The 17,159-nt window shown below is 62.0% G+C and carries 9 protein-coding genes and 2 CRISPR repeat arrays (1 of these 11 only partly in view); of the genes, 1 reads left to right on the plus strand and 8 read right to left on the minus strand.

Annotated features, from left to right (window positions below):
- Positions 1-5,663: direct repeats of the CRISPR family, unit length 29 nt; unit sequence CGGTTAATCCCCGCTCCCGCGGGGATCGG; it begins 1,383 nt to the left of the window's first position.
- A gap of 92 nt (positions 5,664-5,755) precedes the next feature.
- Positions 5,756-6,638: a CRISPR direct-repeat array (repeat unit 29 nt; unit sequence CGGTTAATCCCCGCTCCCGCGGGGATCGG).
- Positions 6,639-6,748: 110 nt separating this feature from the next.
- From cas2e to cas3, 8 genes are all read right to left on the minus strand, one after another.
- Positions 6,749-7,042, minus strand: a complete 294-nt coding sequence (gene cas2e / locus SPH52_RS20120; RefSeq protein ID WP_181516448.1) for a type I-E CRISPR-associated endoribonuclease Cas2e — start codon at positions 7,040-7,042, stop codon at positions 6,749-6,751.
- Position 7,043: 1 nt separating this feature from the next.
- Positions 7,044-7,964: a type I-E CRISPR-associated endonuclease Cas1e gene (gene cas1e, locus SPH52_RS20125; RefSeq protein ID WP_411796822.1), complete on the minus strand. Its 921-nt coding sequence runs from the start codon at positions 7,962-7,964 to the stop codon at positions 7,044-7,046.
- A 3-nt stretch (positions 7,965-7,967) separates the two neighbouring features.
- Positions 7,968-8,666 carry a type I-E CRISPR-associated protein Cas6/Cse3/CasE gene (gene cas6e, locus SPH52_RS20130; RefSeq protein WP_411796823.1) on the minus strand — a complete coding sequence of 233 codons (699 nt, stop codon included), beginning with the start codon at positions 8,664-8,666 and terminating at the stop codon, positions 7,968-7,970.
- On the minus strand, positions 8,666-9,445 hold the full coding sequence (cas5e, locus tag SPH52_RS20135) for a type I-E CRISPR-associated protein Cas5/CasD (protein WP_411796824.1): 780 nt from the start codon (positions 9,443-9,445) through the stop codon (positions 8,666-8,668). Before cas5e ends, cas6e begins: the two co-directional genes overlap by 1 nt.
- A gap of 11 nt (positions 9,446-9,456) precedes the next feature.
- Complete coding sequence (gene cas7e / locus SPH52_RS20140; RefSeq protein ID WP_411796825.1) at positions 9,457-10,551, minus strand: type I-E CRISPR-associated protein Cas7/Cse4/CasC; 1,095 nt, start codon at positions 10,549-10,551, stop codon at positions 9,457-9,459.
- Between the two features lie 55 nt (positions 10,552-10,606).
- Entirely contained in the window at positions 10,607-11,305 is a 699-nt protein-coding gene (casB, locus tag SPH52_RS20145) for a type I-E CRISPR-associated protein Cse2/CasB (protein ID WP_411796826.1), read from the minus strand.
- A complete protein-coding gene (casA, locus tag SPH52_RS20150; RefSeq protein ID WP_411796827.1) occupies positions 11,302-12,999 on the minus strand; it encodes a type I-E CRISPR-associated protein Cse1/CasA in 1,698 nt (565 codons plus the stop codon). The genes casB and casA overlap by 4 nt, the downstream gene beginning before the upstream one ends.
- Positions 13,000-13,486: 487 nt before the next feature.
- A complete protein-coding gene (gene cas3, locus SPH52_RS20155; protein WP_411796828.1) occupies positions 13,487-16,135 on the minus strand; it encodes a CRISPR-associated helicase Cas3' in 2,649 nt (882 codons plus the stop codon).
- 151 nt (positions 16,136-16,286) lie between these two features.
- On the opposite strand from cas3, the gene SPH52_RS20160 reads away from it, so the two are divergent.
- On the plus strand, positions 16,287-17,153 hold the full coding sequence (locus tag SPH52_RS20160; protein WP_411796829.1) for a WYL domain-containing protein: 867 nt from the start codon (positions 16,287-16,289) through the stop codon (positions 17,151-17,153).
- Positions 17,154-17,159: the final 6 nt, after the last annotated feature.

A 17,159-nucleotide genomic window follows, 5' to 3' on the forward strand; every position in this document is an offset into this window, starting at 1 on the left:
TTATCGAACGCAGCGGCTACCGGTTAATCCCCGCTCCCGCGGGGATCGGCAGGCCGGTCTGCATCTCGTAGGCCATGCGCGCGGTTAATCCCCGCTCCCGCGGGGATCGGTCATGCGGCAGGGCATTGCTGGGATACGTGCCCGGTTAATCCCCGCTCCCGCGGGGATCGGGAGTACTGCTGGGCTGCGCTGATGCACCTGACCGGTTAATCCCCGCTCCCGCGGGGATCGGTGGCCGGTTTGCATGAATGCGATGCAGATAGGCGGTTAATCCCCGCTCCCGCGGGGATCGGATCACAAGCGATGGGGTGTTCTAATGTTTAATCGGTTAATCCCCGCTCCCGCGGGGATCGGTTGCCGGTTTGCATGAATGCGATGCAGATAGGCGGTTAATCCCCGCTCCCGCGGGGATCGGATCACAAGCGATGGGGTGTTCTAATGTTTAATCGGTTAATCCCCGCTCCCGCGGGGATCGGGCCGCGGTCGTGTTCAAGCTGATCCGTCGCGCCGGTTAATCCCCGCTCCCGCGGGGATCGGTTCGCCGTAACATCTACGCCGAGGGTATCGGACGGTTAATCCCCGCTCCCGCGGGGATCGGGACGTTCCTAGGCCTACGTCCGTGGCTATCACCGGTTAATCCCCGCTCCCGCGGGGATCGGAGGCCGCCGAACATCTGCAGTACCGGGTCCACCGGTTAATCCCCGCTCCCGCGGGGATCGGATTAGCGCCCCATTTACCAACGGCATCGGCAACGGTTAATCCCCGCTCCCGCGGGGATCGGTATTAACGGGAGAGTCACTCATTTCAGGCGCTCGGTTAATCCCCGCTCCCGCGGGGATCGGATTAGCGCCCCATTTACCAACGGCATCGGCAACGGTTAATCCCCGCTCCCGCGGGGATCGGTATTAACGGGAGAGTCACTCATTTCAGGCGCTCGGTTAATCCCCGCTCCCGCGGGGATCGGACCAGGGAAGAGGCGGCAAACGCGAATCTCGGCGGTTAATCCCCGCTCCCGCGGGGATCGGGCATTGAGGCTGTGCGATATGTGACGAAAGGTCGGTTAATCCCCGCTCCCGCGGGGATCGGCACTGAGGTTTATGGAATATCCAGTCTGCTGCCGGTTAATCCCCGCTCCCGCGGGGATCGGGCGGCAAGGTGAAGGGCGCCGCCCCTAACCTGCGGTTAATCCCCGCTCCCGCGGGGATCGGTCAATGAATGCGGTCGCGTCCAGGTAGGTGCCCGGTTAATCCCCGCTCCCGCGGGGATCGGGCGGCAAGGTGAAGGGCGCCGCCCCTAACCTGCGGTTAATCCCCGCTCCCGCGGGGATCGGTCAATGAATGCGGTCGCGTCCAGGTAGGTGCCCGGTTAATCCCCGCTCCCGCGGGGATCGGGATCACGTTCATGCAGTGGTGGTCTACGACAACGGTTAATCCCCGCTCCCGCGGGGATCGGCCGACCACGCATTAGATAAGACCGCTGCCAGGCGGTTAATCCCCGCTCCCGCGGGGATCGGCATACTGGCCGAAACTGCCGTAATCAAACCCCCGGTTAATCCCCGCTCCCGCGGGGATCGGAACATTCCGCAATACCAAAGGTTTGGTATGAGCGGTTAATCCCCGCTCCCGCGGGGATCGGATTTCCATGACCTGACGAACGAGGCCATCAAGCGGTTAATCCCCGCTCCCGCGGGGATCGGGGCGCGACGACTGCGAACCATACGCCACCTGGCGGTTAATCCCCGCTCCCGCGGGGATCGGATTTCCATGACCTGACGAACGAGGCCATCAAGCGGTTAATCCCCGCTCCCGCGGGGATCGGGGCGCGACGACTGCGAACCATACGCCACCTGGCGGTTAATCCCCGCTCCCGCGGGGATCGGGGCCGAGAAGTCGCGCAGCTGGCTGAACCACATGGTTAATCCCCGCTCCCGCGGGGATCGGGGTTACGAAATAGGAACAATAATAGGTGAAGGCGGTTAATCCCCGCTCCCGCGGGGATCGGTCGGCCTGCTTGCGCTCGCGCTGGGCGCCGGCCGGTTAATCCCCGCTCCCGCGGGGATCGGATAATGGCGAACTTCGGTATCGGGCTCGGTTCCGGTTAATCCCCGCTCCCGCGGGGATCGGTCCTCGGGTAGCTCGGCTTCGATAAGAGGAACCGGTTAATCCCCGCTCCCGCGGGGATCGGTCGTCCCGCTCGCGCCCGGTCAGTCCCTCATCCGGTTAATCCCCGCTCCCGCGGGGATCGGCGAGTCTGAAACTCGCGCGACATGGCCGACCCCGGTTAATCCCCGCTCCCGCGGGGATCGGTCGTCCCGCTCGCGCCCGGTCAGTCCCTCATCCGGTTCATCCCCGCTCCCGCGGGGATCGGTGTTCCAGATCATGGGCTTCCACTGGGCGCGCCGGTTAATCCCCGCTCCCGCGGGGATCGGCTGCTGGTCGGCGACATCGCCGGCGTCCGTCACGGTTAATCCCCGCTCCCGCGGGGATCGGCTAGTCTGAAACTCGCGCGACATGGCCGACCCCGGTTAATCCCCGCTCCCGCGGGGATCGGCTAGTCTGAAACTCGCGCGACATGGCCGACCCCGGTTAATCCCCGCTCCCGCGGGGATCGGGCCGTGAGCTCGGCCTGCGTGAAGCGCTCAAGCGGTCAATCCCCGCTCCCGCGGGGATCGGTCGTAGTCCCCCCGGATCAGCTTGATTTCCTGCGGTTAATCCCCGCTCCCGCGGGGATCGGCGGCGAAAAATGCCCGTTCGTCGCTCTGGGTCCGGTTAATCCCCGCTCCCGCGGGGATCGGTCGATACGCCGGGTGTTGAGCTTTTCCATCACCGGTTAATCCCCGCTCCCGCGGGGATCGGAGCCTGGCGCGCAGCGAAACCGAACTCGAGGCCGGTTAATCCCCGCTCCCGCGGGGATCGGCGCGACATGCTTTGCCGCGCCATCGCGGCCATCGGTTAATCCCCGCTCCCGCGGGGATCGGCGTGGCGTAGCGCTTTACCTCGATATGCACACCGGTTAATCCCCGCTCCCGCGGGGATCGGACCACCACTACGCCCATATCGCCCAGGTACTGCGGTTAATCCCCGCTCCCGCGGGGATCGGAACTACTGCAACAACCGGGGCTTCGGATTCAACGGTTAATCCCCGCTCCCGCGGGGATCGGGCGCAACTGGTCGAGCTGGAGCAGCGGCAGCGCGGTTAATCCCCGCTCCCGCGGGGATCGGTTGCGGCAGGCCAACCTCTCGACCGGCGCCGCCGGTTAATCCTCGCTCTCGCGGGGATCGGGTGGGGGGCTACGGCCCCGTGCAGGGCAGCAACGGGGAATCCCCGCGCCCGCGGGGATCGGGTGTGGGGCTACGACCCCTTGCAGGTCAGCAACGGTTAATCCCCGCTCCCGCGGGGCTCGGGTGTGGGGCTAAGGCCCCTTGCAGGTCAGCAACGGTTAATCCCCGCTCCCGCGGGGATCGGTTGCTCCGTGATTGGGCAACTCGTCCTCTACACGGTTAATCCCCGCTCCCGCGGGGATCGGTGTCGGATAGCATTAGCCACCGCATCGAGAGACGGTTAATCCCCGCTCCCGCGGGGATCGGGGCCCCGGCCGTGCTGCGCTCGCTCAGGGCGTCGGTTAATCCCCGCTCCCGCGGGGATCGGGCCGCTTCGACGGCATTGATACAGTTTGGCGCCGGTTAATCCCCGCTCCCGCGGGGATCGGGAACCAAGGTCTTCAACGTCTGCTTCCTCATGCGGTTAATCCCCGCTCCCGCGGGGATCGGGGTCAAGCAGCAACCCGCCTAACCGGTGACGGAGGTTAATCCCCGCTCCCGCGGGGATCGGGCGGTAAAAGGCACCCGCGCTGTCGGCGCCACCGGTTAATCCCCGCTCCCGCGGGGATCGGACACTACTCAAGCCGACGACATGCTGCGCTTCCGGTTAATCCCCGCTCCCGCGGGGATCGGTCGAAAGCAGGCTCTATTTCTGGACCGAATTGCGGTTAATCCCCGCTCCCGCGGGGATCGGATATATCACCGATGGGATAATCTTCTAGGTAGCGGTTAATCCCCGCTCCCGCGGGGATCGGTACTCAAATACCCACGCGAGGAACTGGAATGGCGGTTAATCCCCGCTCCCGCGGGGATCGGATCTCCAGCGAGGAGAAGTCCGACTGTATGATCGGTTAATCCCCGCTCCCGCGGGGATCGGGGTCGGCTGGTGACGTTGCATTTATGATTCGACGGTCAATCCCCGCTCCCGCGGGGATCGGGCTCGGTTCGTTTTTCATCGATCCCCAGCCGGCGGTTACTCCCCGCTCCCGCGGGGATCGGGCTCGGTTCGTTTTTCATCGATCCCCAGCCGGCGGTTACTCCCCGCTCCCGCGGGGATCGGGCTCGGTTCGTTTTTCATCGATCCCCAGCCGGCGGTTACTCCCCGCTCCCGCGGGGATCGGGCTCGGTTCGTTTTTCATCGATCCCCAGCCGGCGGTTACTCCCCGCTCCCGCGGGGATCGGGCTCGGTTCGTTTTTCATCGATCCCCAGCCGGCGGTTAATCCCCGCTCCCGCGGGGATCGGCTGCATCGGCTCTGGCTCTCTCGTCTGTCGCTCGGTTAATCCCCGCTCCCGCGGGGATCGGTCATAACTGGTGTTCCAGGGGCAGGGAAATCGCGGTTAATCCCCGCTCCCGCGGGGATCGGTAATACTACTCATCCACGCCAATATCGCGGTACGGTTAATCCCCGCTCCCGCGGGGATCGGGGCATGAACTTACCGAAGGCACAAGCCCAGTCCGGTTAATCCCCGCTCCCGCGGGGATCGGGACGCTACTCGTTATGTCCAGGCCTGCACGGACGGTTAATCCCCGCTCCCGCGGGGATCGGCTGGCCGGTTTGCATGAATGCGATGCAGATAGGCGGTTAATCCCCGCTCCCGCGGGGATCGGACCAAAATGCTGAGGGGGAATTTGAGCATATTCGGTTAATCCCCGCTCCCGCGGGGATCGGTGGAGACGATCAGCGGCAGGTTCGAGCTCACGCGGTTAATCCCCGCTCCCGCGGGGATCGGTCCCAGTAGGTCTCTGTCCTGCGGATGCCGAGCGGTTAATCCCCGCTCCCGCGGGGATCGGCTGGTCGACAGCCTGCGTCGCCCGCCGTCGTTCGGTTAATCCCCGCTCCCGCGGGGATCGGCTGGCGTTGGTCGGGGCGCTGCTCTATCTCGCCGGTTAATCCCCGCTCCCGCGGGGATCGGTAGACGATGGCCCGGATCTCATCGGCGGTTAGCGGTTAATCCCCGCTCCCGCGGGGATCGGGGAGAGTGTGATGGGTAAAGTGACACGCCTGCCGGTTAATCCCCGCTCCCGCGGGGATCGGATCTCGGCAGCGTCCTCGGCCGACATGCCGGGCGGTTAATCCCCGCTCCCGCGGGGATCGGCGGACGGTATGAACCTCAGCAGAAACATATTCCGGTTAATCCCCGCTCCCGCGGGGATCGGCCTCGATATGCGTGCGGATTAGTCGAACTCAACGGTTAATCCCCGCTCCCGCGGGGATCGGACATTTGATGTGAAAAAAAGGCGTGAAAAAAGCGGTTAATCCCCGCTCCCGCGGGGATCGGCCGCACCAGGTTCCAATAAGTCGGACTGGTCGCGGTTAATCCCCGCTCCCGCGGGGATCGGCGATGCTGATAGATCACCTGGGCGCTGTCGATCGGTCGCTCCCGCGGGGATCGGACGGACTGTATCGCGGCGGCTCGATACTTGGCTTCATAACAGTTAATCCCCGCTCCCGCGGGGATCGGTCATAACTGGTGTTCCAGGGGCAGGGAAGTCGCGGTTAATCCCCGCTCCCGCGGGGATCGGATCGGGTCATCGTCCGCCACGGTCAAGACTGACGGTTAATCCCCGCTCCCGCGGGGATCGGTAGGACCATAGCCCTACACACACAGACGAGGGCGGTTAATCCCCGCTCCCGCGGGGATCGGCCTGGATCACCTCACTCACTACGCGCGCCTGGCGGTTAATCCCCGCTCCCGCGGGGATCGGCTATGGCGAGCAATCAAGCGGCGTGGCGATACCGGTTAATCCCCGCTCCCGCGGGGATCGGACGGACTGTATGCGCCTCCGCTGAAACATATTCGGTTAATCCCCGCTCCCGCGGGGATCGGCTGAACTATATCAACGGGCAAATGCTGATCGACGGTTAATCCCCGCTCCCGCGGGGATCGGACGGACTGTATGCGCCTCCGCTGAAACATATTCGGTTAATCCCCGCTCCCGCGGGGATCGGCTGAACTATATCAACGGGCAAATGCTGATCGACGGTTAATCCCCGCTCCCGCGGGGATCGGTTAGTGCTGACACAATCTGGAGCAAAAACATACGGTTAATCCCCGCTCCCGCGGGGATCGGCCATTTGAGGAATTATAAACATATCCAGAATTCGGTTAATCCCCGCTCCCGCGGGGATCGGTACCTATGGTGGCATGCAAGCTTTTTTCACGCCGGTTAATCCCCGCTCCCGCGGGGATCGGATTAGCGCCCCATTTACCAACCGCGTCAGCAACGGTTAATCCCCGCTCCCGCGGGGATCGGTGGCCGGTTTGCATGAATGCGATGCAGATAGGCGGTTAATCCCCGCTCCCGCGGGGATCGGACTAATCGTAGACGATTGATCTACAAAAGGAAAATCGCCAGCGGATTTCCCACCAGCGATTTTGCCTATTTTTTGTACAGCATGGATTGTTAAAGAGCCTGGAAAATCAGTTAGTTGGTCTCTAGCGGAAGAAAGCGCACCAAGCGCAGTCCGTCATGGTCCCAGGGCTCACGACGATTCGAGCCGTATGTTTGGAATTCAAAACCGGACTCATGATTGCTAGCCCAGGCCATCACGACATTGCCTTCCTCCGCCAGCGCATTGATCTGCTCCCAAATCATTTCGCGGATACGCCTACTGACGTCGCCGACATAGACACCAGCGCGGACCTCGAGCAGCCACACGGCAAGCCTGCCGCGTAGACGGGGCGGTACGGCTTCGGTCACTACGACTAGCATGGCCATTTCAACCGCTCCTGTGCCCGGCATCGCCCACGGCTGCCGGCTCCGGTATGGCCGGTGGCACGGCTTCAGGGGCTGGCGGCGGTGGTTCGATCTCCCCTGCTGATAGAACTTCTTCGATCAGTGGTATCAGGCTCTGAAGCAGCTTCGTTTGCCGGAAAGCATCGCGGCAGGCAATACGCACCTCCCGCTCTGGCAGAGGTGGATTGCGCGCCGCCACGCGGAAAGCCGCAGGAACTACCGTTTCGAACTTGACGATATCGGCGATATCGTAGACGAAGCTCTTTGGCTTTCCGGTGTGCAAAAAGCCAATGGCTGGCGCATAACCCGCCGCCAGAATCGCTGCTTCAGTTACCCCGTAGAGACAAGCGGTGGCAGCGGAGAGGCATTGGTTGACGGTATCGGAAGCATCCCATTGGCTCGGGTCGTAACGGCGCCCTGTCCATTTGATTCCGTACTGTTTGGCCAAGTGTTGATACGTCTTGCGCACACGGGCGCCTTCGATTCCCCGCAACTGTTCGATACTGCGCCGCTCAGGTGCCGGCTCACCGAAGCGCAGCTCGAACATCTTGCGCACCACCTTGAGCCGCAGCTTCTCCTCCAGCACCAATCTAGCCTGATAAAGCAGCTTGTCGGATCGGGCGCCGCCAGGCTGCCCTGCACTGTAGAGCCGTACGCCGGCATCCCCAACCCAGATCAGCAGGGTGCCCACCGCCGCGGCAAGCTTGATGGCTGCATGGGAAACTCTGGTGCCAGGCTCGAGCAGCAGGCAGGCAACCGAGCCGACCGGTATGTGCATGCGCTCGCCGTTGACATCGTCGATCACCACGAAGGCGCCATCACGTACGTCGATCTGGCCCATGCCGATGAAGATCATCGACATGCGATCCTTCATCGGGATCGGCTTGAGGGGGATAAAGCTCATGGATCACTCCGGTACGCGGCGCAGCAACATCAGGCCACAGCCAAAGGCCTTGGCGCGACCAATGCCCTCTTGCAGCGCGCGATTGAGCCGTTCGGGTTCCGTCACCTCCAGCAGACCTTCGTAATCCACACTGGAGTAACGGATGGGCTCCCCGCCCTCCTTCTTGCTCAGCGCATGCTGGCGGTATGCACCCACCTCCGGTGCGACCGGCAGCGTGAAGCCAAAACCTTCAGCACGCGCTTGGAGCCAGTTGCGGGCCGCAGCCTCCATCGCCTCGACGCATGCCAGACTCGTCCGCTCTCCCTTGGGAAACGGTTTGCGCGCATCCATCAAGACATCGGCACGATGGGAACGGCTGCCATGGCCGACGTATTTAGCAACCGTGGGGTTGGCGCGCAGCCGAAACGCCAGTCGGTCGCCTTGCGCAAGCTGGGGCTTGAGAGGCTTGCACTGCACGTCGAAGCCCTCGACCGGCTCGGGCGGCCGATCCGAGGCGACGTAGAAGCGAGGCAGCCCTGCGCTCTGGCCGCTGGCGTCTTCTTCCATCTCCTGGCGGAAAATAAAGGGCCGCTCGCCCTGAGGCGTCTCGGGAAACAGCCTCCAGAGCAGCTGATGAGCGGTGTAAGCGCCACCTTCCAACACATCGAATAGCTCGGAACGAGTCAAACGGTTGAGATCGAGCCTGACACTTGAAAGATACATTAGTGTGTCTCCTCCACAGCTTCGATTCGCCTGTGTTCAAGGCGCGGCCCGAACTGCCAGCGGCGGCGATGCAGCGGTTCATCCCAGACCTCACTGGACTCACTGGCCGTAACGCCATCGAGCGCATCGGCTGCCCCTTCCCAGGCGTAGAGCACCTCGTCGGGTAGGCTCAGCAGGCGCTTATCCTTCTCCTCATTCCCCACCAGCGCCAGCCAAGTGCGGTCGGGGTTCAGCGCGCTTTCAAAACGATGATCCAGCGCCTGCCGCCAGTGGCTGGCCTCGACCACGGCCGGCACCAGGGGAGCTGCTAGTGGGCACGCCTTGCGACCGAGATAGAGCGGGAACCGGGGCCTTTCCAGCGCCAACTTCAGCTCATCCAGTGTCCAACCAGCATCTGACGCTAGTCGAATCGCAACGGACCAGAGGCCGTCGCAACGGTAATCCCGAGAAGAGAGAATGGTATTGAGTGACTCCTTGGGCACCGAAAGCTCTTCACGGCGCGTGCGGTGGGATACTTTCGCTTGCGATGGCGGCACCTGCACGGTGTGATAGTCGCGTAGCAACAGCCCCGGTGAGCGCTGCTTGACCGCCACTTGCAGACCCTTGCGCAGGCGGCGCTGTCCTTCATCGTCGTCGCGCCGGATGCCAAGTGCCGCCCCGACTAGCCCCAGGATGGCGCTACGACCGGGGTAGGTCGCCGTTGGCCGTGTCTCGCCAACCGCGGCCTCCCCCCAACTCGCCATGGGCGCATAGAGGCGAAAAACCAGATGTCGTGGCATACCGCCTCCGTTCACTCGTCGTCTTTGAGAAAGCTCAGCAGATCCTGCAGGTTGCCTCGCTGAATATCGCCCTTCAGAACAGGCGCGCCGTACTCCGGCGTTGCCGAGAGGATAAAGCGGCGATCCGCGCCGGCACCGTAGGCGTCATCGAAGGCCTGGGCCTGCCTTTCCAGTTTCTCGATAGCCTTGGTCGCCTGCTCTTCGCCGTTGACCGGTTGCAGGAAGGAAGCTGCCAGCGAGCGTGGCTGCTGATCACCCTTCTCTGCCAGCAAGTAGCTCGCATGGGCGCGGGAGCCGAAGCTGTTCTGCTTACCCTTGGGCGAGATCTTGACGGCAGATTCCACCAGCGCAGCGATGGCACGATCAGCCAGTTCTTCGTTGCCTTGCAGGTTCTCGATCAGTAGATCCCGGTCGATGCAGATATAGAGATAGAAGAGCCCGGCGGCAAAGCCGGCCTCGCCAATATGCGCTGCGCCGCGGTCGTCATCGCCGATGTTGAGGTCATCGACGGCGGTGAAGTAGTCGTCTTCGACCTCGGCGGCGTGCACGGTGATGGCATGAGCAACCTGACAAGCGGCTTCGACGTTGTAACTGGGGGCGGCGGCAAGCATCCGCCCGAACAGCGCCACATCGACGGCGGTGGGGCGCTGCGCGAGCAACTCAGTGAGTTCTTCATCGGTCGGCTCGCGATTCTCCGCGCCCAGGGTATCGGCCAGCCCCTCCAGTGCTGTGAGTTCTTCGGGGCCAACATGCACCAACTGCTCGATCTCGTACTCGTGCTTTTCTCCCTTCTCGACTTTACGCAGTTTGCCGAAGACACCAGCGATCTTCTCAGCACTGCTACCGGCGACTTTCTCGTCGGCACCCGCGCTGGTCATCCGTTTGTAAACCTCTCCTCCCAGACGCTTGGTGCGTGTGCCCTTGTGGCCATTGACCGCCGCTTCGAACAGATTGGAGGTGCGCCAGTTGCGCTTGAGACTCTGCGAGGAGACACGCAACCGCCGGGCGCCGCCCATAAAGGCCGTCTTGGGGCGACCCAGATCGTCGCGGTTGAGGTTGGAGGGGGGGTAGGAGGTGAGTAGGTGCAGCTGAATGAAGTGGCTCATGATGGGTTCCCTGAATACAAGAGTAATACGGATGTTAGAAAGTGGCTGTCGTCGCTCAGTCGCCCGCTGCCGGTTTCAATGCGCGCGCCTTGAAGTAGGCATCGCTCATGACGAAGGCAAAGCGTTGGGCGGCCTTGACGCGGTACTGACCGCGCTGCTCTAGGTCCCAGAGCGCGACTATATCGGCCAGGCGGACAACGCTAATACCGGCGTTATCCGCGAGTTTGAGCGCCCGACGGAAGCGGCGAATCAGCTCTTCCCCACTGTGACAATCAAGCAGCTGCTGGAAGCGTAAGTCGCTCATCCGCGGAGTATCAACGGTATTGGGGCGCTTCTCTCCCAGACGTTTACCCAAGGGGGCATCAAACGTTTCGTCGCGTAGCTCGCATACCACCGCGGCAATGACCGACCAAACTTCGAGACGTTGATTGCGCTTATTCGGCCCCTCGTTAGCCGCCTCCGTCCAGGCCCGTGATTCGAGCGTCAGCCAAAGATGGCGAAAGGCCTCGGTCAGCATGACCGACTCGATAGTGGCGCAGCGGCGCAGCGTAGCGCGCACGCCGCGGGGATAGGGCCGCTGCTGCGTGTATCGCTTGAGCTTCTTGTCATCCATGACCAGTCGCCGCCACCACAAGCGCAGCTCATAGGCCTCTTGATCAGTAAGCACATAGCGGTAGCGCTCTACCGCATTGCCTGCGGTAGCCTCGCCCTCTGCCGCTTGTGGCTGCGGCGCTTGTTGCTCCACCTCACTCATGCTGCGCTCTCCTCATCACGTTGGGGCATTGAGGCTTGCAGCTCAAAGCCGCCCACCTCGGCGAACGCCTGAACCGTTTTGCCGACCTTCTTGCCGCTGCCGTTCAAATAGGCTTGTAAGTAGCGCCGGGAGCTGGTGATCCGCTCCAGTTGCTGCATCTTCATGCCCTCCAATGGCCCGCTGATGGCCTGCGCATCGAACAGGGACAGCGCTTCATGCTTGAGGGCGAGGTACCACTGTCGGTGAATGTCGGGGGAGAGCGTCGGCGTTGCGGTTTCATCGCGCAGCGTCTCGCTCATCATGCGCAGCGCCTTGAAGAACGCCAACTGGGTGGCTTCGAAGAACTGGGCATCGACCTGACTCATATCGCCCTTGGCATCTTCCGGGCGTTTGAACCAAGCACGCTTGAGCTGGTTGCGCAGGGTCCAGCTAAACTCCGAAGCCAGATCGACGAAACGTTTGACCCAGTCGCGTAGTATCTCCTGATGCGCTTCAGGCACCCCTACCAGTGGCATTTCCACGCTATACCAGCCGCGCGGCTTCATGTTGTCCATGTCATAGCCAAACACCCAGAGTCGGGCGCGCCGGAACAGCGCCTCGAACGCTTCACCGTCGTCACGTGCGGCTTGGACCATACGGTACTTGTGCAGGTGGTGAGTGACCACGCGGGCAGGCAGAGCTCCGCTCACGGCTTCATCTTCCAGCACCAGCCCCGGCCAGTGGCGGTAGCCCAGCCCGCCGGGTTGCCCCTTGCTGGAGAGCGGTAGTTCATCGAGCTTTTTGGGATTGAGACGGCGATAAGGTGTGAGCGGGTGCCGCCAGGGGCCGTCGTAGTTGGCACCCTGCTTCTTGGCACGCAGACGGCGCACCGGGTGCGACGTCTCCCGACCACAGAGATCGCAGCACCCCAGCGTCTCGTCGAACAGCAGCCGGTAGCGCCGCGGCATCGACCAGAAGGCGTGCAGGGGGTGCACTTGTTCAGGCAACACCTCGGTGCCCTTCTTGTCGCTGATGCGGGTCTCAGCCATCCAGAAGAACAGCTTGCCATCGTCTGCTTTGGGCGGGCGCCACGTTTGCCCCGGCTGACCCACGGCCTCGGCGGGCATCACATTGGGCCAAAGACGATGCCATAGCGGCTTGGACTCGTCCTCCGGCAAGATCAGGGTGGTGAGCGGCCCGCCACCACGCAGCCCGACCCGAATGCCGGCCCCACCGGCGGGTGCGTTAATCTGCATGGTAAAAAGGGCCAGCGCCGCGCACTCGGGGCAAACGGTCTCCACCCGACCGCGCTTGACGAAGAAATCGGTGTTGTTCTTGATGCCGTTGGCACCGGGCGAGTCGATCAACAGGCCGGCGACCGACGCTTCCTTCACGTCTTCCAGCGGGTCCAGGTCCTGCATGAAGCGTGGGCCGTCGCCGTCGAGCACGAACGCCGTCGCAAAAGGTGCCAGCGCTTCGTCAAGCTCCGCCACGCTGGGTGGCGACTGGTAGCGATCCAGCCAGGCGTCGGTATCATCCGGCGTCATTGCTGTCTGCAACAGCGCAATCAGAAACTGCCACGCCGCGCCTTGGAAATCGGCGCGAGGCAGCGCCAGATCGAGCACCTCGGGGTCGGCGAGGGCCGAAGGTGGGCGATATTCGATTCGGCCATCGCGATGGCGAAAGGGTAACCAGGGTTCTGTCAGTAGATTCATGGGCATCCCTCGAAAAAATGGGCTGACTCATTTACAGAGCCAGCCCCATGCTTAGTTCAATTTATCCACCTCGTTGCTGTTTGTGGTTACCGGCGGCCCGACAACGCGAAAGCTTTTGATGTCGATGACTCGGCCACCAGCGAAGTGCAGATAGAGACGAAAAAACATAATGCCTCCTTTGGCATTGAATACAATGGGAGGCGACGCCCGCTTGTGCGTTGGCACCAAAAATACTAGCCTGTCGTTGCGAGCAACATGGTAGTGCAATTCGGTGATTCGTCGCCGCCTTGCGCCCTTTAGTTTCATAAGGTGCTCAGCGCTATCTATTGCAAGCCCAAATAGAACTCAAGAGACATGGACCCTTCTACACGGAACTGGTACCATTGTCAAGTCAAATGCGTTTCGCTACGACAGTGGTGATGAACCTGTGCTTAGCGCCAGCTAGGCAAGGCCAAGGTGACGTTCCCCGCGTAAGCGGGGATTTTCATTACCCAAAACTCACGCCCCACTGCTCATCGTAACCACACTCATCATCCTCCTCCGGTAGCCAGGGCTGGACGAAGCGCAGCCCACGGTGGCGCTCCTGCAGCGCTTCCCACTGCTCGGCATAGTGCCCCGGTAGCGCGGCGAGTTTTTTGACCTGACTCTCCCTTAGGCGGCATCGGCTCAACCGATCGGCATGGCGGTGGTCCTCTGCCCAGAGCACGAGCGTCTCACCCTGACGTTTGAGTAGCGCCACCTCAAGGCTCCGCTCGTCGCTAAGCCGGGTGCCGAATTCGCGCTCCTCCTGCCAAGGGTCGAAATCGGCATTGAGGCGATAGCCCGCTTCCAAATTCAATGCATTATGGGTGGCCATCGAGGCCGCCAGCTTATCCATCCCCGTTCGCTCGAAGTGCGCCTGATCCAGCGCCTCGGGAATATCGTCCACCGGGAAGGCGTAGACACTTTCGATCAGCGTCCGCGCTGCGCCTGGCATGGTAATGGCGCCCAGCTCGCGCAGCACACGCTGAGTCAGCCAGATCAGCGAGGTGTCCTTGTATACCGCCTGGGTGCCGCGGTGCGCCTGGCTTAGCCAGTCCGCTCTGGGATGCACGTCCCATTTGGGCGCGAGCACGTGCAACACCGGGGCGGCACGCTCACCGCGCTGGTGACGCTGCAGGCGCCCGGCACGCTGAATCAACAGATCGATGGGGGCGATATCGCTGACCATTTGGTCAGTATCACAGTCGAGACTTTCCTGGAAAACCTGAGATGTGACAAGCACTTGGCCGCGCCTTAATGGCGGCTTCGAGTCTTTGCCAAAGCGGCGGATGACCTCGGATTCGATTCGCTGGCGGTCCACCATCGCAAAGCGAGCGTGGAAGAGCAGGCAGAGCTCGGGCTCGGGATGGCGCTCGCGTAGCTGTTGAAAGGCTCGGATGGCATCGTCGACGGTATTGCGCACCCAGACGATGCACTCACCCGACTCCGCCGCCGCCAGCACGCACTCGATGGCCTCTTCTTCTCTCTCCAGCCACTTGATGGCCACGCTACGCGTGACTTCAGAGCGGGTTTTGACATGAATCTCCTCGGGAGTACCTTCCCCGCAGTGGGTGAGCAGCGGATAGTCGGTTTTCTCGAGCAAGCTGGGCTCCGCGCCCAGACCATGACGCCAAGCCGCTACCAGCGCCTCACGCATAGCATGGGGCAGCGTCGCCGTTAGCAGGATAGCGCTGCCGCCTTGGCGGGCGTGGTGGGCCAGCAATTGGTGCAGCAGGGTCTGCATGTAGTGATCGAAGGCGTGAACCTCGTCGATGATCAAAACCTTGCGTGCCAGCCCTAATAGGCGCAGCGATTGATGGCGAAACGGCAGCGCGCCCATCAGTGCCTGGTCGATAGTGCCGACACCTACATCGGCCAATAGCGCCTTCTTGTTCGAGTCGGCGAGCCAACGGTTGCATTGGGTCGAGGCGCTGGCGTCTTCTGCATCGTAGTCGTCGTTTTCCGGCTGGGCGATAGCGCGTTCGAACTCCTCGTTGAGTTCGCGAGCCCCGTGGGCAAGCACCAAGGAAGGCCGCGAATCGCTGCTGTAAAAATGGTGGTGCAGGTCGCCCAGGCGGCTATACATGGCATTGGATGTCGCCATGGTGGGGAGCGCAAAGTAAATCCCTTCGCCGTGACCTGCGGCCAACAGACGCTGAGCCAGAATGCAGGCGGCTTCGGTCTTGCCCGCGCCGGTCACATCTTCGAGGATGAACAGCTGCGGACCGCTCTCCAAGGGGAGACTCTCTGCTTGCTGCTGAAGCGGGGTGGGCGTGGCGTCACCGTCGAACCATTGGGCAAGGCCCGCGTAGGGTATCGGCTCCGGTGGGCGGTCGAATCCGGTAACCTCCAGCACCTCCTCAGCCTGCTTGAGCGCCCATGGCCAGTATTCACCCAGTGGAATGGGCTTCTGGCAGTAGGGAAAATAGTCACGATGCGACCCCAACCAGTCGCTGAGGGTGGCCCAACCGGCAACAGTCCAGCTCAGCGTCTTGAAGACGCCCTGCCAATGTTTGTCGAGTAATCTTTCGAGCGGCCAATGGGGTTTGATGAGCGCTGCCCAATCGGCAACAAAATCACCCGCAGCAGTGACATCGTCGAGCACACCATCGTCGATGTAGAACTGAGCGAGCGTGAGCTGGCCCGTGGATACGGGATGCCCGTGATGGCCAAAGAACGGTGCCATCAGGCTATCCATGGGCTCCAACAGTTTCGAACTGCGTACGCCCGCGTCCTCGGGCCAGCCAAGCACCCCTTCCCTTCGCCATGTATTCCAACAGGCGTCCCAAAGCAGAACGCCCAGGCGGTCGTGGCGCACGGTATATCCATATCGCGCCACCGGAGGGGCAAGCGTCATACCCTCGGGCCTAGCAAGCCCCTGAAATGTACGCGAGAACTTGCCAATATCATGCAAACCAAGCAAAAAAACGAAAAAGCGTCGTAACTGCTCAGGCGGCATATCGAGGCGCTCTGCCAGCAGTTGGGTAAGCGGCCGCTCCGGGGCGAGCAGGTGCCAACCGACGGCAGCCACATCGAGGCTATGGTAGGGCAGGAGATGGCAGCTTGCGCCTTGCGAGCCTGGTTTCGCTTTTCCCCAATAGAGCCAATAGGTCACCGGCGAACTCCCTTTCGTTTGTTGTTCTCAATGCCCCTCATGTAATCACTTGTTAGGATGGGTAACTAGTGATGTATATCAAACCAGCGTACTAAGCAGCCCGGTCAGTCCATTTTCGTTTGAGTGCGCTGAGCTCATGGAGAAGTTAACGATGGAAAGGACCTCGCTGCCCTGGGACACTCAAGCCCGCTATCGCCTGATCGAGATTCTGGCGCTCTGGGAGGGGCGAGTGACGGCTTCACAGATCGGGGCAGTGTTCGGCATCGGCAGGCAGCAATCTCAAAAAATTATTCGGCAATACAGGGAGTTGGCGCCGAACAGTCTGATCTACGACGAGTCGAGAAAAGGCTTCGTACCCACGGAAGATTTCAGCCCTCTCTTTACCCTCGGTCGGGTCGAAGAGTACCTACATCTACAAGGAGCAAATCATCAGCTCGACTCGCCGTTTACGGGATTGAGTCTAGGGGCAGCCAACACCGAGGCCCTGCCGATGCCCAGCCGTGAGATCTCTCCCCTGGTGGTAAGGGAAATCGTCAAGGCCGCTCGACAAGGTTTGAGGCTGGAAGTTAATTACGCTTCGTTCTCTAATCCCCAGGGTGAGGATCGTATTCTCGTACCGCATACACTGGTATTCGCCGCTGGCCGCTGGCATGTCCGGGCGTTCTGCGAGAAGCACCTGCAGTACCGTGATTTCGTGCTAAGTCGATTCCGTGACGTACCGGAGTCGTGCGGTAGCATGTTGGATAATCACGATGGAATGCACGATGCCGATTGGCATACGCAGGTAGCGGTTCGGCTGATTCCTGATCGCCGACTGCCGGAAGTCGAGCGCACTTTGATTGCCAGAGATTACGGGATGGACAAAGGAGAGCTGTCACTGACCTGTCGCGGCCCGCTCGTGCTATACGCCTTGAGGGAGATGGGGCTTAATCCTCAGCACAGCGAAGTCAACCCGCGCGCTCAGCAGGTCGAAATAGCCAACCGTGAAGTACTGACCCGGTGGATACGCTGGGATTGAACTACT

The organism is Halomonas sp. A29 (assembly GCF_046723295.1).
GTDB lineage: Bacteria > Pseudomonadota > Gammaproteobacteria > Pseudomonadales > Halomonadaceae > Halomonas.